Source organism: Phycisphaerae bacterium (assembly GCA_035275405.1).
GTDB lineage: Bacteria > Planctomycetota > Phycisphaerae > UBA1845 > UTPLA1 > DATEMU01.
On the sequence record DATEMU010000013.1, the window covers coordinates 254,146 to 276,026 of the forward strand.

The following is a 21,881-nucleotide window of genomic DNA, read 5'->3' on the forward strand; positions in this document are numbered from 1 at the left end:
CTAGGACTCCACAAATCCAAGGCCGCAATTCCAAACTTGTACGGCTCGATCAAGCAGATGGCGCGCCGACGATGGCCATTGAGGTCGAAGGTGGCGCATCAGTCCCCAGGCGCGCAATACGAGCGATCGAACGGCCCACCAGCGCACGGCGTTTTCATTCCACGGTCCACCGGCGGACCGCCATGCTTCAACGCAAGCCGAGGCGAGATCGATGCCGGAGTCGGGATAATCTGTCTGCAACCAAGAGGCTTCGGAAAGCTCCAAGGCGAGGTTTAAAATGTCCTGCGTTCCATCTCCCAGCGCTGCCCTTTCCCAATCGACCACGCATACCCGATCGCCGCGATGGATGATTTGTCCACAATGCAGGTCGCCATGGACAAGTCCGGTTGAAAGTGGTTGGGGAGGCCGCTGTTCAGACCACGAATCCAATTCTCTGCACGCGTCGGCCCGATCATGGCCTCCGTATGAAAGATCGCGCAGCATGTCCTGGGTTCGATCAGTGCCGAACGCAGACTCCTGTCCCTCCAAATCAGGACGGCATCCGTAAAGCGAGGCCAGCTTTCCTACTGTCGCAACAACGTCATCCGCTGAACCATTCTGGGCCAGCTCCTTGAGCGAACGCCCACGAACAAACTCTGTGGCCAAAAGGTGTCGATTGGGCATGCACCCCAGAGGGGACGGCGTCGTGACCGCGGCTCCTCCGGCCGCCAAGGCGTCGCGAATCCTGATCAGGGCGCGATGGTGCTGTTCGGCATCGTTGCGCCGCGAGATTCGAACATAGGCCCTGGCCCATTTATCGTCGCCCGCGCCCGTCCAATGGCCCTTGAGACGGCACACCAGGCGTGACTCGGGCACATACTTGATGGGTGTGCACCTCCACCCTTCGTCAGCAAAGCGGCCCTCACCCCATGCCTGCCGAAACCAGGTTTCCGATGCCCTTCGCAGCCACGTATCCCGCCGCATCGAGCGAATCTGCCTCATGCGTCGATCACGAGGATAGCGATAAACCTCAAAACCATGGCCCTCCCCCCAGAGCTGAACCGCACTTTCATGCTGGCGGGTCTGCGGGTCCCAACGGGCATAAAGAAGATCTTGCCGTTCGTTCGCGCCGTCCGGGCCCAGTGCATAGGCAATCCGGCACGCGCGACCGGGTTGGTAGATTGCTTCCATCATAGTGCACGATTGCCATGTTTCGCGCTCGTTGGCGGGCGCGAAAGACGGAGAATCCCGAAGGATCTCCAGCATGCGGTCGGGAGCAGCGACGGCGAGCCCCGGCAGGGCCACGTCGTGCGGAAGTTCTGAGATCGTAGACGTGCGGGTTTTCACCACGTTGCCCCCTTCTCCGCGGGGAGGTCTTCGGGCTCGCGTTCTTCGCTTGCAAAGAGTTCGCGGAAAAGCCCGGCTTGTTCCAGCAGTTGGGCGCCGGTGCCCTCCTGAACAATTCGACCCTCGCGCATAACGAAGACCCGGTCGACATCCGCGAGGGGGCGTGCACCGTGGGAAATGATCAACGTGGTCCGGCCCCGCATGACGGTCCGCAGGGCGGCGCGCACCGTGGCTTCTGTACGGCTGTCCAATCCCGTGGTAGGTTCGTCGAAAATCAGAATCCGGCCGTTTCGCACGACCGCGCGGGCCAAAGCGATGAGTTGGCGCTGGCCGCCGGAAAAGTTCACGCCCCGTTCGCCGACCTTGGTGTCGTACCCATTCGGCATGGCCATGATCCAGTCGTCAATGCCGATGGTGCCGGCGGCCGCGCGAACGTCCGCGAGGGTCGTCCCCGCGCGGCCCATGGCGATATTTTCACCAACCGTCGTACCGAAAAGCACGGTCTCCTGTTGAACGACGCTGATCTGGCGACGGAGAGATTCGACCGTGTAATCTCTAATGTCAACGCCATCGAAGCACACGGCGCCATGGGTTGGGTCAAAGAAGCGCAGCAGGAGCTTGATCAGCGTACTCTTGCCGGCGCCGGTGGGCCCGACGAGGGCAATGTGCTGCCCCGGCAGGATATCAAAGCGGATATCCTGGAGAACCTCGCGGTCGCTTCGATAGCCAAACGAGACGTCGTCGAATGTGATTCGGCCCGCAAGGGGCGGCGCCGCCACCGCACCGCGGCTATCTTTGATCTCCGGTTCAGTTTCCAGTATTTCTTTTATTCGTTCGGCACAACCCGAGGCCTTGGCCATTCGACCGGCGGTTTTTGAAATCTGCCGAATCGGCTTGAGTAATCCGTTGAAATAAGACAGGAAGACGATGAGCATTCCCGGTGTCAGGATCCCCATCCGAACTTCTCCCACGCCACCATACAGGATTCCACAGGTGCCCAAGGCCGTGACGATCTGGACCGACCGGGCCAGCTGTGTCTCCAACCGTACTGTCTTAAGCCCGGCGCGGAGGGAGGAGCGACCCATGCGCGAGAATCGTTCTTTTTCCTCCTGTTCGCGCGTGAAAGCTTGCACCAGGGAAATACTTGCAAGGACCTCTCCGGCGACACTGATCAGATCCCCTTCTTTCTCGCGAGCCTTCTTGACAGCGGCGCGGAGCTTGATCGACATGATCATCGAGATGAGAACGACTAGCGGAAGGGTGCCAAGGGCGATCCAGGCGAGCCGCGGCGATAATTGAAACATGACGAAGAGGTAGGCCGCGGTCAGCAGGAGGGACTGGGCGAGATCGAAGAGCGAATCCACGAGCATATCGCGCACCATCGTCACATCGCCCGTCAGCCGAAGTAGCAGATCGCCGGTCCTGGCGCTTTGATGGAAGTTGAGCGACAGGCACTGAAGGTGCTTGAACAACCGTCGGCGAAGCGAATTGCCGATCCGATGCGCCGCCCCGGCCTGGAGCAATTGGGCGACGTAGTCGGTAAACCCAATGACCGCGGCGATGCCCACCACGGCCATGCAGCTCACCAGTAGTAGCGAATCGATCGACAGTGACGCAGGGGAATTCGAGTGGCTCAGCACGGTGGTCAGCCAGCGCGTATACGGTTTGTCGAGAATGATGTGATCGATGACCACCTGCACGGGCCAGGGCGCGGCCAGCGTCAGCCCGATGGTCACGAGATTGACGAGAAACGCGATCGTCAACACCCAACCATGACCGCGCAACATGCCGATGAAGTAGATCAGCGTTCCGCAGAACTTCCGCAGGTCAAGTGAACCGCGGACGGTTTTGATTCGCCACCTTGTCACCGGGCTTGCTCCGTAACCAAGACTGCCTCGGCGTGACTCGGAAGCGCAGCGCGGCAATCGCGCGTGGGTCCCGCGGCCCGATGCTGCCACTCGCCCAGCGTGGCCACGCTCTTGCGGACGTCGAACAACTCCTCGACGCGGCGGCGCCCCGCCTCGGCTATTACTTGCGCTCGGCTTGCGTCCTTAAGCACCGTTTCAAGTGTGGTGGCCAGCGCGGTCTCGTCATTCGGCTCCACGAGTAGGCCGCTACGACCGTCGTCTACGATTTCCGGAATTCCCGATAGACGGGTGGAGACCACAGGGCACCCCGCGGCCATGGCCTCCAGAAGCACGGTCGGAAGCGCATCCATGTTTCCGTCTGCCGCGCGAATGCAGGGAAGCGCAAACGCAGCACATCGAGAAAGAGCGGCCGCAACTCTCTCCTGTGGCCACGGTCCGGTCAACTGAACGAAACTCCCGAGATCAAGCCGTTTGATTTCCTTTCTTAGCCGATCCTCTTCACGTCCCTCGCCGACAATCTCGCACCGCTTGAGCAGACCCTTGTCGGCGAGCAACCTGCAAGCGCGTACCAGATAGACGAATCCTTTCTTCTCAATCAGTCGTCCAACGCTGAGAATCGTGCCGGGTTCGCGAGAACCCGTATGGAATGTGAAGCGATCGAGGGGAATACCGTTATAGAGCACACGAATCTTGGCGGGGTCGGCGCCGACATGTTGTTCGAGATGGCGGGCATTGAACTGAGACACCGTCACGCAGAACGCGGATAGTTCGATGATGCGGCGGAGCAGCCGCCGGTTGACGCTTTCGCGGAAGATCTCATGGGCATGCAGCGTTACAGAGAATGTCGGACCGCCGATCATCCGTGAGAGTGCGGCCACCGTCGCCGCGAACCCGCCGAAATGGCAGTGAACGTGGCGGACATTTCGACGCGCCGCCCAGCGACGAACCAGCATCGCTTGCCATAGGTCTCGAAAGGTCACGTCCCCGGCCCCCCAGCGACGAATAATGCGGGGGAGGCCGGAAGCGGAGTGCTTCATCACAGTCCACGCGGCCTCGCGAATCTTGGCGGGGCTGTCCCAGAAACTCTCGGGGATGTACTCGGAGGCGCTCTCCAGGTCTTTCAGGCAGCCGTGGAAACGGCCTTCCCTCGGCAGCCGAAGGGATAGCACCCGAACGGGCCGGCCCTGGTTCTGATGTTCCAGAATCTCGTTGACGATAAACGTCTCCGAATACTTTGGGAACACCTGCAACAGGTAGGCGACCGCCGGCTCACCGACCCGCAATGTCGCGTTGTCAGCTGACATGGGCGTGCTCCTGAATCCGGCAAGGCAATGCGCGGCGTACGGTGTTTGCCAGTTCAATAATGGTCGCCGCGACCTGGCTCCATCCTCTCGTTGAAACGCTTGACTTGGCGTGAAGCTGCAACCGCTTCCGCAGCTCGGGACTCTGACCGGCTCGCAGCATGGCGCGAGCGAGGTCATTGATGTCGCCCGGGGTAACGAGCAGTCCGTTGTGATCGTGGCGGATCAGTTCCGCGATCTGCCCGGCTCGGCTGGCGATCACGCACAGTCCGGCGGCCAAGTACTCGTAGAGCTTCAACGGTGAAAAATAGAAGGTCGGCTGAGGCAGGTACGGCGCCAGGGCGACGTCCATGGCCGCAAGGAGCGAGGGCACTTCTTCATGACGCGCGCTTCCATAAAACGTCACGGCGTCGCCGATCTGTAGCTCACCGGCGCGGGCACGATAGCGTTCCACCTTTCGACCGTCCCCGACAATCAACAAGTGCGCGTTTGGCATTGCGACGCAAACTTTGGCAAACGCTTCCATGAGCACATCCACGCCGTGCCACGGTCGAAGCGTCCCCACGAATCCAAAGACGACCGCTTCGCGAGGGACTCCCGCCGCGCGACGCGCCGACTCCGCGTCTCGCGACGCGGAGAACATCTCCAGCTCCACGCCATTGGCGACCGTGACGACGCGGTGCGCCGGAAGATGAAAGCGGTCCACGACGTACTCTCGCAGGGCGTCCGACACGGTCATGACTAAGTCGGCTTCGCGGAGAGTGCGAGCCTCCAAGTCGCGGGCAAGTTCCTGTAATCCCGACTCCCGGTAGGTCGCGGCTTCCTGGGCCAGGGGGGCGTTCATCTCGACGAGGTAGGAAGCGCCGCACGACTTCGCGAACCTCCGGCCCGCCGTGGCAAAGAGCGAGAGACGCTCGACGACCACATCGACCGGCGGCAGGAAATCGGGCTGTGCCAAGGCGTCGGCCAGGCGGGCGTCGTAGAGCATCTGCGAAAATTCGCTGGCCAAGCCCGTATTCGCGTCAACGTCATCCAGCCACCGCCGAAGTTCATCGCCGATAACGCGGGCCTCTATTCCAGCAGCCACTTCCCTTCGTGACGCCGGATGATCGGGCGGCAGTTCTCCCCGCGGAGCGAGCACGGTGACGTCGGCGCCGGCGAAAGCAAGGGCCCGCGTAATCGCGCGGATGTGCTCGCTCGCACCCTTGGTCCCGTCGAGGGGAATTCCCAGATCGCTAGACAAATACAGCCATTTCGTCACGGAGCGAGGCCTCCAATTCCGACAGCCGCGAAGCGACTGCCGTGAGTCCGTCGAGATCGATTTCTTTAGTCGGGGTACCATTGCCATTCGCCAGGATGTCCTGCACGGCCGCTTGGATGGTCGCCGGCGTCATGCAATTCGGATCCAGCAATCGGCAGTAATGGAGATTGTTAAAACGGCGCGCGCGAATGTACTGTTCCAATCGAGGCTCGACGCGCGGATACACCAGCATCGGCTTGCCCGACTTGACGACCTCGACCATCGTGTTGTATCCCCCCATGCACAGGATCGCGTCGGACTCTTTGTAAGCACAATCCATGCAGGGCACGAAATCTTCGAATTGGATCGACGGATACTCTGCGGCACGAGCACGCAACTTCTCCGCCTGGGGTCTGGGCAGGTCCGGTCCGCCGACAATCGTCGTTTGGACCGAGTAACCGTTGGCCGAAACGACGGGACTCGAAAGGTACTGATCAATCAGTCGGTAGCCATCCGTGCCCCCCCCAACGGTTACCAGCAATCTTCTTTCAGATGCCCCCCGGCCGGCACTGCACGATGTATGTTGACAGGATCGGCGCGCGATGTAGCCCATGTAGCGTATTTTTTCGGAGATGGCGTCCGGAAGTTGGTAAGCCTCCACGACATCAAAGACGTTACGGCTACCGTAGACCCAGATTTCGTCGACGAGATGCTTGAGCGCATCCAGATGCCGGCCCTTGCGCCATTCATTGATCGTACGTTCCGGGGCATCCTCGATGTCGCGCATGCCGAATATGACGCGCGAGTTGGGCGAGCGATCGCGCACGAGCCTTAATGCCGATTCCGCCTCCCCTTGGACGCCCAAGGGCGATTTGTCGATCAAAAAAACATCGGGGCGGTAACTCGCGGTAGTGGCGGTCAGAATCGCCGATCGAATCCTCAACGCGTCCTGAAAGCTGACCCCCAGCGACTTAGCGGTATAACGGTAGTCGGGGCCCTTGCAAATCGAGGGAACCTTGACGTAGTCCACACGCTCCGGCAATGCAAAAAAAGGCGTGTGCGCCTCGCCGCTCACGACGAGCACGCGGCAGGAGGGGATGGCCTGAGTCGCCCGTTCAGCAATGGCCATCGTGCGGCGAATATGACCGATTCCGACACTGTCATGACATACTGCCATTACTCGCATGGCATCTCTCCGGGAAGAATGGAGTCCAATTGCAAATCTCGTGAGCCGCTCACGGAGCCAACAAGGCGCTCACAAACAAAGGGACATCCACATCGTTTACCGAAAAATCGCCGTTCAGGTCCGCGCCGCAGATGCCCGAGTTGGGGTCGAGGTACGCGGCAGTGAATCCCTGAACGTCATTCCCGTTTACGAGCCCATCGGTCGTGACATCGCCGGCGGGGCCGGAAAACGAAATATTCATAAGAAACGACTTTGAATCCGACTGGAATGGCATTGACGAGTCCTGTGCCTGGACCGTAAAGGTGTAACTGCCGCAGGTGGTCGGCACGCCCGAGATGGCGCCGGCCGGAGAGAGGCTTAGACCGGTCGGAAGCGAGCCGTTGATGAGCGAGAAACTATACGGCGTTGAACCGCCCGTCGCACTGAGGGACTGGGAATAGGGCTGACTCGATGTACCCTGGGAAAGGGGGGAGATGGTTGAGATCGAGAACGGCGGCGGTGCTGTCAGGACAAAAACGCCCTGCCCTTTTTCGTCGCCGATGTAGATGACTTTGTTCGCTTCATCGACCGCAACGGCCTCAAACTCCTGTAGTGGCGCACCTGGGAATGCGTCGCGCATCCAGAATAGTGGAGGGGACCAGGGCGACAGCCGTCTCGGACGACGGCACAACGGTCCTCGGAGACATCCCCGATCCCGAAAGCCCTGACCCGGATCTTGGCGAGACCGCGGCGATCTGGACGGCTGTAGGCGGCTGGCAGAGCCTCGGCTATTTGCCAAACGCCCTCGAATGTCCCAGCAGAAGCAACGGCTACGAACTCTCCGCCGATGGCAGCGTCGCGGTCGGCTTATCCTGGGATGGTTGCCGCGGCCGCGGATATCGCTGGACCGAGGCGACGGGGATGCAGGAACTGCAATTCCTGACGCCGGTCGGATCCGGCGGCGACCGCGCGTCGGTGCTCTCCGCGGACGGGAATCTGATCGGCGGCTTTGCGCAAGGAACCCAAACTCGTACCCCGGCGTAGAGGGGACCACACCGTCTTCGAACAAAGGCGATGCGCGCAACAGAGACACTTTTCCTGTTGTGTTTACTCGGGCGAACCCAACCCCATCAAGTTACGAGGCGCGGGATACTCTCCAAGAGGGCTGTGAAATGTTGAGGTGGATCGGTCGGATCTCACAGAGCGAGCCGAAGCCGGGTTGGCATCGCGTGAGAGGGGTGTCAAAATGTCGGAGGCTTGTCATTGCTTCGTTTGTGATCATCTGGAAAAGAGGCACAGCTCGTCATGTCACGCTGGATTTATGCCGTCATGCACCTCCTGTTCGAAGCCAACGCCGCCCGTCGCGACGCCCGCGTTCGGTTCCTCAACGCCCAAGTAGACATACTGCGTCGAAAGCTGGGTGGCAACCGGGTCATCCCCAGTCCAGACGACCGCCTTCGTCTCCTGGCCATTGGCGCTGAACTCAAGCACGACGTCGCTGGTGTCATTGGAATCGTGTCCCCTCAGACCTACCGCCGCTGGCTGGTCGAACAAAGAGAAGGGCGCTGTCCCAAGCCGGTCGGCCGGCCGAAGATTGCCCGTAATGTCCGGGCCCTGATCAAGCGCCTCGCCAACGAGAATGCCGGATGGGGATATCGCCGTATTGTGGGCGAGCTCCGGAAATTACGGTTGAGAGTGGCCAAGACCACGGTCAAGCGAATCTTGAGACAATCAGGTCTGACGCCCTCACCGACTCGACGAAGCCGCGGGGAGGAGACCGTCTGGCGCAAGTTCCTCCGCCTGCACCTAGAGACCATGGTGGCCTGTGACTTCTTCACCAAGGCCGTGATTACGCCCCTGGGCCCGAAGCTGGCCTATGTCCTGATGTTCATCCATGTCGGTACTCGCCGAGTCTTCCTAAGTCCCGCGACATACAACCCGGATGGTCGATGGGTCGAGCAGCAGGCCCGGAATGTGATGATGTGGCTGGAGGATCGGGGCGTAAAGCCCAGGTTCCTTATTCGCGACCGAGACACCAAGTATTCGGGTTCCTTCGATCGGCTCTTTAAGGATGCCGACGTCACGATCGTCAAAATTCCCAGATTGGTGCCCGAGGCCAATTCATTTGCCGAGTCCTGGGTTGCCTCCATTAGGCGAGAGTGCCTAAATCACTTCACTTGTTTCGGTCGTGGGCATCTCGACCACATCACCCAGACCTATGCAGCTTTCTACAACACGTATCGACCGCATCAGAGCCTGGGGAATCGCACGGTCCCAGAGGCCGCGACGGGTCCGCCAGTAGGCATTGAAGAGGTGCCGATCGCTGATAACAAGCCGATCAAATGCCAACGTTTTCTAGGCGGTCTGCTCCGGCACTATTACCGTGCGGCTTGAAGAAGCCTAGCGCGTATTTGTGCTCGCGGAGGCCGTTTGTCGGTAGGGCGTATGCCGATAATCGGCTCGCTCTGTTTGGCCAGCGTGGTTAGGATTCGCAGAAATCACTTCCGATTTCCCTGGAGTTCCTTGCGCCACCGGCCTTCACCGTTCGCATCGCCGCGGGTGACGCAGATCCGGATCATGTCCTCGACCACCTGACGGCGAAAACGATCGTCGGGAAGCCTTTTCTGCAACGGGACATGATAAGCGTCGCCCTCCCAAGCCAGCTGGATAAGCTGCTGGCCTTCGTCGAGCTTGCCCTGCGCGGCCAGAACGCTTCCCGCGAAGTAAGTAAGACAACTCCTTTGGCCGACCGGCATTGATTCCTTTAACTGTTCCCCAAGCTCGAGGGCTTCTCTTGCCTCGCTCTCAACCCCTTCCGTTCGACCGAGCCGCGAAAGCGCCCAGGCTCGCCCGGCGTGACAGTACGCGACCACGTGTTGGTCTGTGCCTTGCGCGCGGCTGATAATTTCGATACAGTGGCCGAAACGTTGTGCCGCCTGTTCGTAGCGGCCATCGAGTGACATCCATAGCGCCAGGGCCCGCTCGTTCACGGCCGCATGGAAGTCGTCGCGCTGGTCGGCCGGCAGCGTCCACCAGATCGTCAGCGATCGTTCTCGGTCGGGGATTGCTTCGGAATATCGTTCCATCCCCGCCAACACGTCCGCCCGCCCATCTAGGCAATTAATGAAGGCCAGGCTGCGGGGTCCCTGGATTTTCTCGATGACCGTCAACGCCCGGGTCATGATGTCTACTTCGCCGGCGTAGTCCTGAAGAAAATGGGCTTCCACTCCCAAGGAGGCCAAGGTGGAAAGGAGCCCCTTGTGGAGCGGCCCCAGGAGGGCTTCTTTCAAGGCCAGCATCCGGTGCAAGACGGAAACCGGCGTTGGCGAAGTGGCGCCCGCGCCGCGAGGCATCTCGAGGTGGCCGAGGTCGTCGGCCAGGCTACGAAGTCCAGCCCCCAACTCGGTATATGTCTCGGCCCCAATCGATTTCGCTATCGCCAGATGAACGGCGTCTCCCGATGAGCGCTCAATAATTGCCGCCAGCCGGCGCAGGCTTTGGCCGACCGCCGAATCTTCGTCCTGGAGTACCGTAAGTCGAATCTTCAGTGCCCGAAGACACGCAGACTGGGCCGCCTCGAATCGGCCCAAGGCGAGTAATACCGCGGCCTGAGTATCGAGGCTTCGGGCCAAGTCGGAGCTTTCTTCGCCCAACTTCGCAGACTGAACGCTCACCGCGTCAGTGGCGAGGACGGAGGCCGTATCGAATTCGCCCTTTGCCAAATAAATACGCGCAAGCAGCTCCGCATCTCGCGCGGCCTCAATGCCTCCTTTGCCGGTGCTTTCCTTATCAATCGCAAGTGCCCTTTCACAATAATGGATAGCTTCTGATAGACGCTTTCGGGCGAGGAGGACTTCCGCCAGGTTGCTCAGACCGCGCGCCGCTTCTCGTTGGTTTGCTCCCGTTTCATGCGGCGCCCAAATGTTGGCCTTACGCGTCAATTCCTCGGCCGGCCAGAGGGCGCCGCCCTCAAGGTAGACTCCAGCCAGTAAAGATGCCGCGATCGATTCGCGTCGAGGGCTGCCGGCGAGCCATCCCAGCCGGATTTGTTCTTCGAAACGGTTCATGTCGCGAGAGGCGTAGTCTTCCCTTCCGCTATTTGCCGAGCGGGGCTGCACGATCGAATGCATCACTAGCGACAGGGCATCGGCCCGCTCCAGCTCGGCAATGGCCTGGGATCGCGCGGCGCTGGCTCTGGCACTGAAGACCACGTAGGCCGTCATGGCGACCGCACCCATGAGAAGTGCAAACGTGACGGCCGCTCCCGCGACGAGCGTTCTGCGGTGACGATGAGCGACCTTGCGCAGCACGTACCAGGTGCTGTCGCTGCGGGCAATGATGGGTTCGTTGGCCAGGAATCGCCGTAGGTCCTCGCCCAGGTCGAGCGCGGATTGATAGCGACGGTTCATGTCCTTGGCCATAGCCTTCAGCGTGATCGTGTCGAGATCAGCCGGAATCGACGCGATCACCCGCGATGGAGCAGATGGCTCAGTGGTCGTGATCTGGCGCACCACGTCGGCAATTGCGCCGGAAACGGGAAAAGGGAGCTGGCCGGTCAGTACCTCGTAGAGAAGAACCCCGAGGGCATAGACATCGCTGCGGGCATCGCCTTGGCTACCCCCGCAACTGACCTGTTCGGGGGCGGCGTAGGCAATCGTGCCCATGAATTCCCCGGTTAAGGTGGCGCTGAAGGCTGCCTCGCCATCGACCAGCTTGGCGAGACCGAAATCAACGATGTGGGGTTCGTGGTTGGCGTCGACCAGGATGTTGCCCGGCTTCAGGTCGCGGTGCAGAACTCCCCGCAGATGCGCAAAGCTCAGGGCCCGGCAAACCTTGATGAAGACTTCGAGCAGCCGGGTCCGAGTCTGCCCAACTGTGCTTTCAGCTCGGCATGACCGTGCCCACTGGTCGAGCGGACGGCCCTCGATGAACGCCATGGAGAGGAAGGGCCGTCCATCCGGCGTAATGCCGCTGTCATGGACGGTGACAATGTTGGGATGATGCAGTCCCGCGGCCAGCTCCACTTCCCGCTCGAAGCGGCCGCGCTGACGCGGGGTGGCGAAGTGGCCGCCGTGGAGCATCTTGAGTGCCACACACCGCTTGGTTCTCTTTTGAATCGCCCGGTAGACCACCCCTTGGCCGCCCTGGGCCACGCACTCCAGGATCTCGTAGTCATCCATGACCAGCGGATCGAGCCGACGTTCTCGACGAGAGCGCGTGGCACGCGCGACAGTCGTGATCTGGGTCAACAGCGCATTGTTCTGCCGGATGTCTTCAAGGGTGCTGCGGCAGGGCGCGCAGCACGCCAAGTGAGAGGAGATCCCCCCGTCGCCGTTCGCCTTGCCGACCGCCGCATCCTCCAGAACATGTAGCGGCGGGCAGGCGGACATGACCGCTCCTCTCAGACCAGTTCATAAACGTCGGTGAGCCGGGACATGATCTCACGCAATTGCGTCAGGCACCGGTTCTTCGCGGCATAGACCGAGTCAAGGCTCAACCCCAGCTCCGCGGATACGTCGGAGGCGGAGCGTTCCTCGAAGGCAATCATCTCGAACGCCCGGATCGTCTTGGCCTCCAGCCGGGTCTCCTCCCGCAGTTCGCGCATCGCGTTTTCGAGGATTACCCGGCGACACTCTTCATCCCATATACCGTTCAAGGTCTCGTGATCTGACAGCTGGACCAAGGCGGATTCGCCGCGGCGCTCCCGCCGCCGCGAGGCCGCCCCTTGCCAGTCGAGGATGCAGTTTCGGGCGATGCCAATCACCCACGACGAAAGACGCCCGCGGCTGCGATCGTAGCTGCCTTGGCGGTAGTACTTTACGACCCGGGTAAGGGTCTCTTGGGTGACGTCGTCAGCATCCGCTTCTCCCAAGCCTAGCTTGAGTGAAAACCCCCGGATAATCGGCCTAAACCGCGCATCGAGCGCTTCCCAGACTTCCTGCGCGGCGGGGTTCAGCAAATCTTCTAACAGCGCGGTCGTGGTTCGTGAGGTGAGTTGCATAGCCCGGACCTGAAGGGGAAAGGCGGTTTGCATGATAGCAACTCCTGAGGTTTTCCTCAAGCCGGCGGGCACAGTGGGTTGGTGGGTATGGACTGTTCTGTCCGGTATAGCCGAAAGCGGCCGTTCTAAACGCGAATTAGCTTCCCTAATCGCCAAGCTTTTTGGTGCGGCCTAAGATTCGGGGGCTACTTCGGACTCTACCCCGCCCTCTTCCGGGTTCAAACATCACATTTCTTGGAAAAAAAAGCCAAAAGCGCGGCCACTGAAAAAACTAGGCCCGATCTGTCAGGAACCAAAGTCGACTCCAGTATTGGAAGTAGTGCCGGGCATGGCGTAGCCGGGCCACCATCTGAGGAATCGTATCGCCTGTCCTAGGAGTTTCCGCCATGTTGCAATCCAGACCATTGCTTTATTCCGTGCTTGGATTTCTCGCCGTGTCATTTTCGATAATTTTGACGGTGTCTGCGAGGAACGCGAAGGGCGACGTGATACCCGATCCCGTCAAGAATCAAGGCTTTAGGCCCGGAGTGGTCATCGTGAAGCTTCGGCCTGAGGCCGCGAATCCTCTTCGCGCAGCGGTCGCACAAAAAATCGCATTTCCGGCACTGCCTATTCCGGCCGCACTCAGAACTAAGCTTACCGAGAATAGGGCAACTGGAGTTGATCCTCTCATCCCGTCGTCCAAAGCCGCAGCAACTGAAGTCGATCAAATTTTCACTATCTCCATCGCTAAAGAAACGGATATTCCCGCGGCAGTGGTATCGCTGAGCGGCGACCCCGATGTACTTTTTGCCCAACCTGATTTCATAGCCGAAGCCTTCGTAACCCCGAATGACCCCTTCTATGTTGACGGCTCTCAATGGGCTCTGGACATGATCAATGCCAGTCAGGCGTGGGACAACTCGACCGGGACTGATGTCATCGTCGCAGTGATCGACACGGGCGTCGACATCACCCACCCGGACCTCGCCGCCCATATCTGGGTTAACAATGACCCGCCAGGCGATAATCCGCCGGGCATCTCTTGCGCGGGCTTCAACAACGCTGATGATGATTGCAACGGCTTCATAGACGACACCAACGGCTGGAACTTCGCCAGATTCGACGCCAATGGCAACCCCATCCAAGGCGGAAACAACGCGATACAGGACCTCATGGGACATGGCACGCACGTCGCCGGGATCATCGGCGCCGTAGGAAACAACGGCATCGGCATTGCGGGGCTGGCCTACAACTGCCGGATTATGGTTGTTCGAGGACTAGGCGCCAACGGAATTGGCTACACATCGACCCTCGCCCCGTGCATCAAGTACGCCGTGGACAACGGCGCCAGCGTGATCAACAACAGTTGGGGGGGATTGGGACGGAACCCCACGATCGACTCGATGGTGGATTACGCGCGCGATAACAACGTTTTGGTTGTCTCAGCCGCCGGAAACTCCAACCTCGAGACATGCCTCTTTAATCCGAGTAACAGTGAAAACAGTATGAGCGTGTCGGCGTTGACCAACGTACCCGTTTCCAAGGCGACCTATTCAAACTTTGGAGTCAAGGTGGACGTGGGCGCGCCGGGGGGCTCAGGTGGAGGCACTTCCCAGACCGACGTTCTTTCGACCGTCCTCAGTGGAGGCTATGAACCCCATGCCGGCACTTCCATGGCCGCTCCTTACGTCTCGGCCCTCGCCGCGCTTATCAGGAAAATGCAACCGACATGGACCTCTGAGCAGGTCAAACACGTCATTCAGCAGAGCGCTAACCCCAATATCATTCCTCCGGATTTTGACCTCTACTCTGGCTACGGACTCATTGACGCCCAGGCGGCATTGAATCGAGCATTGCCATTGCAGGGAAACACGCCGCCACCCGTCGCCTCCATCACTACGCCATACAACTGCCAAACCGTCAGCGGAACCATCGAAATCGTTGGCTCGGCCACGGCAAGCAGTTTTGAGTTTTATGAAGTTTGGTACGGCGAAGGTAATCTTCCGGAGACCTGGACCCTGGTGTCTCCGCAGGGAACTGCGCCACAGCCTTTTGGCGTACTGGCGTCCTGGGATACATCCTCATTTTCTGGGGTCTACACGCTGCGGCTCGTGACCAAAGACACTCAACTTCTCATCGTAAGTGAAGATCGCAACGTGATCGACATTGATAATTCGTCATCGGCCACGCCTTGCTCCCATTTTAGTTCCGGATTTGGGACTCAAGATTGGACCGCGATAGATCGCGAAAATATCAACGGCCCGGGTAATGATTGCGCAATTGTCGATACCCCCAATCCTCATACAGTGCTTCCCCAACCCATTGAAGGGAATCCAGGAGGCTACATCAGTGCGTCTGATGATTTCTCAAACGTGGATTTCTATTTTCGTGCTCCGGCCGCTTTCGTTGGAGATCAGTCCGCGCACTTTGGCGAGGACTTATGGTTCGATGTCAAGACTGGCGGTGCGGATTACTGCGACCCCTCTTACTTCCTCTTCTCGCCAAACATTCTGATTCTTGAGCCCAATACCGGTCCCCCAATCGCCCACCATGGCCCTTCTTGCTTCCCGCTGAACACGTGGATGCGAGTACGCATTCCTTTGGACGAGTCCGCAGGTTGGCATCATATCTGCGATTCATCGCCGTTGGCCCCAGGCGAATTATTCTCCGTGCTGAAGGATTTGAAATGGCTGGATATTAAAGGGGAATACGCAAGCGGGTTTGACACAGGAGGACTCGATAACGTCTGCTTTCGCGCACACGATTCAACGATGGACTGCATGCATGTAGTCAATGGGGCTTTTGAAGAACCCTGGCCAAACTTCAACTTTGGATGGACACCATCCGGCGTCGATCCAAGCGGCGGATTACTCCCGCCTTCGATTAATCAGTCGGCCGCTTATTGGCTCTTCGGGGCATTAAATTCGGACCCTATTCTTACACAGACGATCACCTCCTTGTCGGTCGGGCGTTCCTATGAGCTATCGGGGGACTACGCGAGCCGACTTTACAATGACAACCCGCCAGGCTCGATCAACACACGGTCGTTCTCGGTTTCAATCGGCGATTTACCCCCTTGGACGTATGTACCAACGCCACTGCTCCAGTGGCAGCACTTCTCCGAAACTTTCACAGCGACCTCGTCCTCCATGGTCCTGCAACTTGCTGCCGAGTTGAATTCCACAAACAACGACTTTATGGTCGACAACATCAAGATTTGCTTGTGCAATCCTTCGATCAGCGGCACCAAGTTCATCGACAACGACTGCGACGGCGTCCACGATTCAAATGAACCAGGCCTGGCGGGGTGGACCATCACCGCCATCAACGAAGCCACCGGCGCCCAATATCATGCGGTCACAAGCAGCAGTCCTCTCGGTCAGTATTCGATCAATGGTCTGCCAACCGGATCCTATTCAGTCCTAGAAACTGCCCAATCCAATTACGTCCAAACGCTGCCGCGTTGCAATGCACGAACGGTGGCGCTTGGTTGCGCACCACAAACGAATATCGACTTCGGAAACTGCCCATGCCAGGCAAACGCCTCGAGTGTGAGCCTTGGGGGGGGATGTACGGAGTGTCTAGTCGGAGGTCCATCTGGCCCGCTGCTTAATTCCTGGCAGGTCGTATCCGCACCGGCTCAGGGAAACCCCCTAACGCCCTTCGCGACAACCAATGTGCCCAATGCGGTAGCGCAGGCGGCGGGGTGGTGCACAAACTGCGGCGGCGGGTGGATTTCCGCATCGCAGAATCCTAACGACGTAACGCTCACATCCGGGTTGTATACGTATCGATATTCATTCTGTCTCGACTCCCGCTTCTCCAATCCCAGCATGTCTCTTTGCGTGATGGCTGACTCTTCTGAATTTGGCGCCTCGGTGTTTTTGAATGGACACTTTCTCTTCGACGTCGATCCTGCTTTTGGCCCCTGTACAAATCATGTGTATGCCGCCGCATTTCTTCAGCCGCTGCTTCGCCCTGGTGAAAACCAGATTGACGTAGTCGTCGACCACGATAGCGGACCAGGAGGGATCAACGTTCAGGGAGCATTTAATGACCCTACCGGCCGCTGCTGTCCGTCGCCGCTGTGCCCGTGCGTCACGCCGCCCAGCGGAATGATCGGCTGGTGGCCGCTGGATGAGGCAATCGGCGCGACGGTCTATGACGACATCTCCGGCACGCCGCAGAACGCGATCAATTCGGGTGATCCCGGCCCCTCGGTCGTGTCCGGCGTGGTCGGGCTGGCACGAAACTATGGCGGAAATCCCCCGCCCAGCATCGTGCCGAACCCTGATGCCGACGCTCTAAATGCCGGAACCGGCGACTTTTCCATCGACGCATGGGTCAAAACCAATCCGGTCGGTCAGGTTTCTCATTCCATCGTCGAAAAGCTCTATGTCCGTGCACCAAACCCGCCCTCCGATCCGGGCGACATGATAGGCTACACGTTGGGAATTGATGGACAGGGGCGACTCAATGGATCACTCGTCACAAGTATCTTTTTCAATGGCAATGCCGGCGCCCAGGCCGGCCAAATTGACGATGCCCGATGGCATCATGTGGCCATGACCGTCATTCGCAACAGTCCGACGGGAGGGAAGGTTTACGTCGATGGAGTTCCGACGACGTTTGATCCCACGAATGCCGCCGGCGACATCTCCAACGGCGAAACATTCAAGATCGGCGGCCGCAGCTCCTCCGCAGCGTTCCAGGGCGCGATCGACGAGGTGGAGTTTTTTAATCGGGCCCTGACGCCCGCGGAGGTCTATGCGATCTACGCCGCCGGCTCGAGCGGAAAATGCAAGTGTCCCTGCATGGGTGATATGAATGGAGACGGAAAGTTGAACGGCGGCGACATTCATCCCTTCATGGTCTGCATCGCCGACCCGCCGCCGGGATGTGCTTGCGGTGACATGAATGGTGACGGTATGGTAACCGCCGCGGACATATCCGGATTCGTAGACGCCATGCTAATCGGCTGTCCCTAGTGGTTGTCGAGGCCATCGACACGGGGGGGAACCCGCCGGCGCTGGGATCGATTGCCGCAACATAAGAAGGAGTATCAGACGTGCGCGTTGAACTTCATCTCCGCCCGCTCCACGCCCTGGATGGAGGCGGCGACGGCCCAACCCCAAGAACACGCCTGGAGCCCATGGCCGCTCGTCGGCTCCCGATGCTTGGGTGCCGGTCCTGTTGGCTATTGCATGTTTGTATCAACTAGGTTGGGATAAGCGAGGTTGAGTATTCCCAAGGCTTGGAGGTTTCTATCAAATCGCGAGAAGAAATCGAATCCGCCATATCCCAAGGGGTCGGCCGGTTCGAGCAAGAATACATGGGCCGGGACCCCAAAGACATTCGCGCCCACCTGATTGGCGATCTCATCGTGGTGCGCCTTATTGGCTTCTTGAGCGCGGCTGAAAAGCACCTGGTCATGTCGCACCCAAACGAAAAGGGGAGGAACTTGCTCAAATATGCCCGGGCTCAACTGATCGAGGCGGCGCGGCCGGCGCTGGAAGCCATCATCGAAATGATAACCGGAACGAAGGTGTTGAGCCTGCACCACGACATCAGCACCGACACAGGCGAAAAAGTCGTTATCTTCACCCTCGCTGAGTCACCCACGAAAACTCAGTTTGCTTAAACTCTTCGCCCTGGATGGAGGCGGTCACGGCGCCGCCGACGACGCAGTACTTTTTCACCGGCTTCCTGCCCCTGGCCACGCTCACCCCATCGCCGCCCGGCGCTGTTGCGCCTGTTGCTGCAATTCCGCGAAGCTCTTGCGCTTGCGGACCACACGCTGACTCGACGCGCCTTCCAGCTTCGCCCCGCACAGGGACGCCGCCACGCAACAGCCGACCACGCAATCCAGCCAGTGGTTCTCGTGCTGCGGGCTCGGCGACCATTCCGCGACGGTCCGCCCGTTCGCCGTCACCAACACGGCGTACTCGCCGGTCAGATGCTGGGCGAACAGGTCGTGGTCCCGCGGGTCGCGCCCGAACAAGGACAATGAGGCTCGGTCGCCGTGGGTTGCCGCGAGCCGGGCCTGCAGAAACGACTTCCAGTGGTTGGTATCGAACCGGATGTACCGCGTCCGCCGGTCCGCCGTCGGCGCAACGATCCAATTCCAGCCCAACCGCTCCGCCGCCTTGCGGCTGTATTCCGTGATCGGCCGGTTCTTGGCCCCAATCCCAAAGCCCCGCGAGCCCAGAAGGATCGAGGCGTGGGCCGAATGACGGACAAAATCATAGACCACGTCGGGGACGTAGCCGGTGTCGACCAGGCACCGCTCGACCCGCACGCCCGATGCGTCTTCGCGATGCCACTCGCGATCGAGCAGTCTCGCCGCCAGGGCATCCAGCCCGGCGCGGATCGCTCCCTCTTTTCCGGCCCCGGGCGCCCGCAGGGCCATCGTCTGGGTCGCCTTCGCCAACGTGAAGCTCCGCTTCTTTTGATCCGGGTAGGTTCCATAGTCCACAACCCAGCCGGTGAAGTCGTCGCCGAAGGCTGCGACCGTCCAGTAGAGCAGGGCGTCGTGGACGTCGACGAAGGCCACGAGGTGGTGGGCCTGCAGCGGGACGATCCCCCGCTTGATGCCGTTGGTCTTGCCGGCGATGAAGTCGGCGGTCAGTGCCGGCAGTGAATCCGACTCGCTTTTGAGCGGTTCGTTCTGATATTCGGCCATGAAAGCCTCGTCTTTGAGGTCGATTCGAAGGTTCCACGCGTGCTGGACGGCCGAAAGCTCGTCATCCTTGCGGCGATGAGACCAGGCGACGGCCATTCCCTCGTCCATTTGCTCGCGGTGTTTCGCGTAGAAAGCCTTGCATTCCTCGGCGATCTGGACCAGGTTTCCGCCGCAAGTTCGCTGCGCATCGCGCCGCAGGGCCGCGTATCGAGACCACAGTTCGTCGTTCTTCGGCCACGCATAGACCATCTTGGTCCGCTGCCCGTGCCACTGCGGGTTCTTCTCACGATCGAGGAGCCGCTCGGCCAGGTCTTCGGGTTGAATTACGGTACAGGGCAGCAGAACGGAGATGCTGGCCCCGGGCCCGGCGAGGCCGAGGATGTCGCCGTTAATAATCCGCTCGCGCTGGGCGCATTGGCTCGGGCTGTGGGCGGATTCGCGGGTTTGCGGGTCGTCCACGATGCATAGCGACGGGCGCAGCGAGGTTCCGTCACGCATCTTGTAGTTCATTCCCCGGATCTGGCCGGTGATTCCCGCCGTTTCGATGATGGCGCCGGCCGCCTTGCTACCCGGGATCGATGGCAGAATGATCCGTTTGGCCGTGAATTCGAGGTGAACATAGACGTCCCGATAGAGCAATCGCCGCTGATTGACGCACTCGAGCTTGCGGATCGGCACGCAAACCTCTGGAAAGTCCTCGTAAAGCAGGTCGTTATGTTCGAATTCCGTCCGCAGGTTCTTCACCCGGTCCATCGCGTGGCCTTCGTCCGGCCCTACGATGGCGACGAAGCGGCGGTGCCCGTAGAGCAGCGCCCAGACGCTGGCGGTCTCGCACAGGACGGTCTTGCCGCCGCCGCGGGGCAGCGCGATGGCAAACTGACCGCCGACGAGAACCACCTGCTCGATGAGTTTGACGATCTTCAGGTGGTCGTCCGACCACGGCAGGCAGAAGGTCTTGGGGAAATACTGCTCGCAGAAGTACCGGAAGTCCTTTTCGGCCTTCGCCTTGCGCTCGGGCTTGACGACGGCCGGCAGCTCGCCGATGTCGCGGCTCGACCGCGAGAGGACGATGGCCCGATCGAGGGCCCGCTGCTTTTGGGCCTCGTAGCTGTTCAGGCCATCGAATTCGGGGCGGGGCCGGTGGCGCTCAAAGACCAGCCAGGCCACGTACTTCAATAAATTGATCTTCGCGATGTCGCCGGAGGCCGTAATCCGTAAGCCGGCTCGCTCGCGATGGCGATAGAGTTGCCGCTCGCTGACGACTTCACCCACGGGCGTGCTATTGAGGAGGATGACCGCTTCCGTCGGACCGAGGCTGGCCGGGTTAATTGGCATCGGCAGCCATCTCCTTCACCAACCAGGCCCCGTAATGGATGAGATTGATCGTGCCGTCGCCATTCACCGGCGCGCCGGCGGCGAGGTCGGCCTGGATCATCTCGGCGGTGATGAGTTGTCCACCCGCTGCGCTAAGCATTCGCGCAGCATCATCCACGGAAAGCGCATTGGGATTCAGCGCGGGCCGGGCCGGGCTTGCGACCTCCGCCGCCATTACGCCGCCCTCCAGGACTTTGGGAAGGCCGGGTCAATGTCATGGCCGTGGCATCGGTACGCCGGTTGGGCCGGGGCGCGTGGCCAGGGACCGCAGCCATGCAATTGGCGCGCCTGACGATCGGCGATCTGGCGTAAATAACCAATAAAGATTCTGCGAATTCCGGCCGGAATTACGGCCAAAAGGCCTTGCTTCCGGTCGCGAGAGTCGCCCTCATGGGATTGTACGCATGGGGCGTACATGCGAAGGAAAAAACGATGATGACCGAGAACGCCAACCCAACCGAACACGAAGACGACGCCCTCGACCTGCTGGACTCGATGGAGATCAAGAAGCTCCAGCGCCGCACCCACAGCGGTGGGGCGTGGGTGACAGGAGCGATTGCCGGACACCATTTCGAGGCGTTGGTCTTCGCCGAGCACGCCCAATCGGAATCCTACGAACTGGACGACAGCCGCATCTCCAAGTTGTGGCTCCGGCGGAGCGAGGACCGCGCGACGGTTTTCAATTGGGATCGCGGCGCGGACATCCCCGCCGCCACGCCGCTCGCCCAGAAGATCGTCGACCTCTTGGCTGCCGGCCTCGCAGAATTCATCTACGGCGAATGATTGTGAACAACGCCGCGTCGCGTAGGCGCGGCAGAACCTTTTGTAAGGAGTAGATCGATGAGTAAGAGCAAGAAGAACAAGACCACGAAGAAGGCCGCCGCCAAGGCGACGGCGGCGGAACCGACGAAGGGCAAGGCCAAGAAGGCCAGCGGCGCGCCC

General features: G+C 60.1%; 15 protein-coding genes. 5 read left to right on the forward strand and 10 right to left on the reverse strand.

Annotated features, from left to right (window positions below):
• The 6 genes from VJZ71_16450 to VJZ71_16475 are packed head-to-tail and all read right to left on the reverse strand — an operon-like array spanning position 1 to position 7,540.
• Positions 1-1,329, reverse strand: a complete 1,329-nt coding sequence (locus VJZ71_16450) for a phosphotransferase (GenBank protein HKQ49665.1) — start codon at positions 1,327-1,329, stop codon at positions 1-3.
• Positions 1,323-3,194 (reverse strand): ABC transporter ATP-binding protein, encoded by a 1,872-nt coding sequence (locus VJZ71_16455; GenBank protein HKQ49666.1) that lies wholly within the window; start codon positions 3,192-3,194, stop codon positions 1,323-1,325. The genes VJZ71_16450 and VJZ71_16455 overlap by 7 nt, the downstream gene beginning before the upstream one ends.
• Positions 3,191-4,498 (reverse strand): glycosyltransferase family 4 protein, encoded by a 1,308-nt coding sequence (locus tag VJZ71_16460; protein HKQ49667.1) that lies wholly within the window; start codon positions 4,496-4,498, stop codon positions 3,191-3,193. The genes VJZ71_16455 and VJZ71_16460 overlap by 4 nt, the downstream gene beginning before the upstream one ends.
• Positions 4,488-5,756 (reverse strand): glycosyltransferase family 4 protein, encoded by a 1,269-nt coding sequence (locus tag VJZ71_16465; protein HKQ49668.1) that lies wholly within the window; start codon positions 5,754-5,756, stop codon positions 4,488-4,490. The genes VJZ71_16460 and VJZ71_16465 overlap by 11 nt, the downstream gene beginning before the upstream one ends.
• Positions 5,731-6,921 (reverse strand): glycosyltransferase, encoded by a 1,191-nt coding sequence (locus VJZ71_16470; protein ID HKQ49669.1) that lies wholly within the window; start codon positions 6,919-6,921, stop codon positions 5,731-5,733. The genes VJZ71_16465 and VJZ71_16470 overlap by 26 nt, the downstream gene beginning before the upstream one ends.
• A 49-nt stretch (positions 6,922-6,970) precedes the next feature.
• Positions 6,971-7,540: a putative Ig domain-containing protein gene (locus tag VJZ71_16475; protein HKQ49670.1), complete on the reverse strand. Its 570-nt coding sequence runs from the start codon at positions 7,538-7,540 to the stop codon at positions 6,971-6,973.
• Between VJZ71_16475 and VJZ71_16480 the strand changes: the two genes are divergently transcribed.
• A complete protein-coding gene (locus VJZ71_16480; GenBank protein HKQ49671.1) occupies positions 7,528-7,944 on the forward strand; it encodes a hypothetical protein in 417 nt (138 codons plus the stop codon). The two genes, VJZ71_16475 and VJZ71_16480, sit on opposite strands and share 13 nt — an antisense overlap.
• A 261-nt stretch (positions 7,945-8,205) precedes the next feature.
• A complete protein-coding gene (locus VJZ71_16485; protein HKQ49672.1) occupies positions 8,206-9,294 on the forward strand; it encodes an integrase core domain-containing protein in 1,089 nt (362 codons plus the stop codon).
• Between the two features lie 104 nt (positions 9,295-9,398).
• Here VJZ71_16485 and VJZ71_16490 read toward each other — a convergent pair whose 3' ends face one another.
• Complete coding sequence (locus VJZ71_16490) at positions 9,399-12,290, reverse strand: serine/threonine-protein kinase (GenBank protein HKQ49673.1); 2,892 nt, start codon at positions 12,288-12,290, stop codon at positions 9,399-9,401.
• 11 nt (positions 12,291-12,301) lie between these two features.
• Positions 12,302-12,934, reverse strand: coding sequence for a sigma-70 family RNA polymerase sigma factor (locus VJZ71_16495; GenBank protein HKQ49674.1), 633 nt, complete (start codon positions 12,932-12,934; stop codon positions 12,302-12,304).
• A 353-nt stretch (positions 12,935-13,287) separates the two neighbouring features.
• On the opposite strand from VJZ71_16495, the gene VJZ71_16500 reads away from it, so the two are divergent.
• Complete coding sequence (locus tag VJZ71_16500) at positions 13,288-17,871, forward strand: S8 family serine peptidase (protein ID HKQ49675.1); 4,584 nt, start codon at positions 13,288-13,290, stop codon at positions 17,869-17,871.
• Between the two features lie 266 nt (positions 17,872-18,137).
• Positions 18,138-18,524: a DUF2294 domain-containing protein gene (locus tag VJZ71_16505; protein ID HKQ49676.1), complete on the forward strand. Its 387-nt coding sequence runs from the start codon at positions 18,138-18,140 to the stop codon at positions 18,522-18,524.
• An 81-nt stretch (positions 18,525-18,605) separates the two neighbouring features.
• Here the strand turns inward: VJZ71_16505 and VJZ71_16510 are convergent, their stop codons facing one another.
• Both VJZ71_16510 and VJZ71_16515 read right to left on the reverse strand, forming a co-directional pair.
• Positions 18,606-20,900 carry a terminase gpA endonuclease subunit gene (locus VJZ71_16510; GenBank protein ID HKQ49677.1) on the reverse strand — a complete coding sequence of 765 codons (2,295 nt, stop codon included), beginning with the start codon at positions 20,898-20,900 and terminating at the stop codon, positions 18,606-18,608.
• Positions 20,890-21,114 (reverse strand): hypothetical protein, encoded by a 225-nt coding sequence (locus VJZ71_16515; protein ID HKQ49678.1) that lies wholly within the window; start codon positions 21,112-21,114, stop codon positions 20,890-20,892. Before VJZ71_16515 ends, VJZ71_16510 begins: the two co-directional genes overlap by 11 nt.
• Before the next feature lie 257 nt (positions 21,115-21,371).
• On the opposite strand from VJZ71_16515, the gene VJZ71_16520 reads away from it, so the two are divergent.
• Entirely contained in the window at positions 21,372-21,722 is a 351-nt protein-coding gene (locus tag VJZ71_16520) for a hypothetical protein (GenBank protein ID HKQ49679.1), read from the forward strand.
• Positions 21,723-21,881 lie beyond the last annotated feature (159 nt).

Coding starts and splice junctions, on each gene's coding strand:
- VJZ71_16460 (HKQ49667.1), bottom strand. CDS start 4,498: ATGTCAGCTGACAACGCGACATTGCGGGTCGGTGAGCCGGCGGTCGCC.
- VJZ71_16470 (HKQ49669.1), bottom strand. CDS start 6,921: ATGCGAGTAATGGCAGTATGTCATGACAGTGTCGGAATCGGTCATATT.
- VJZ71_16480 (HKQ49671.1), top strand. CDS start 7,528: ATGCGTCGCGCATCCAGAATAGTGGAGGGGACCAGGGCGACAGCCGTC.
- VJZ71_16475 (HKQ49670.1), bottom strand. CDS start 7,540: ATGCGCGACGCATTCCCAGGTGCGCCACTACAGGAGTTTGAGGCCGTT.
- VJZ71_16485 (HKQ49672.1), top strand. CDS start 8,206: ATGTCACGCTGGATTTATGCCGTCATGCACCTCCTGTTCGAAGCCAAC.
- VJZ71_16490 (HKQ49673.1), bottom strand. CDS start 12,290: ATGTCCGCCTGCCCGCCGCTACATGTTCTGGAGGATGCGGCGGTCGGC.
- VJZ71_16495 (HKQ49674.1), bottom strand. CDS start 12,934: ATGCAAACCGCCTTTCCCCTTCAGGTCCGGGCTATGCAACTCACCTCA.
- VJZ71_16500 (HKQ49675.1), top strand. CDS start 13,288: ATGTTGCAATCCAGACCATTGCTTTATTCCGTGCTTGGATTTCTCGCC.
- VJZ71_16510 (HKQ49677.1), bottom strand. CDS start 20,900: ATGCCAATTAACCCGGCCAGCCTCGGTCCGACGGAAGCGGTCATCCTC.
- VJZ71_16515 (HKQ49678.1), bottom strand. CDS start 21,114: ATGGCGGCGGAGGTCGCAAGCCCGGCCCGGCCCGCGCTGAATCCCAAT.
- VJZ71_16520 (HKQ49679.1), top strand. CDS start 21,372: ATGATGACCGAGAACGCCAACCCAACCGAACACGAAGACGACGCCCTC.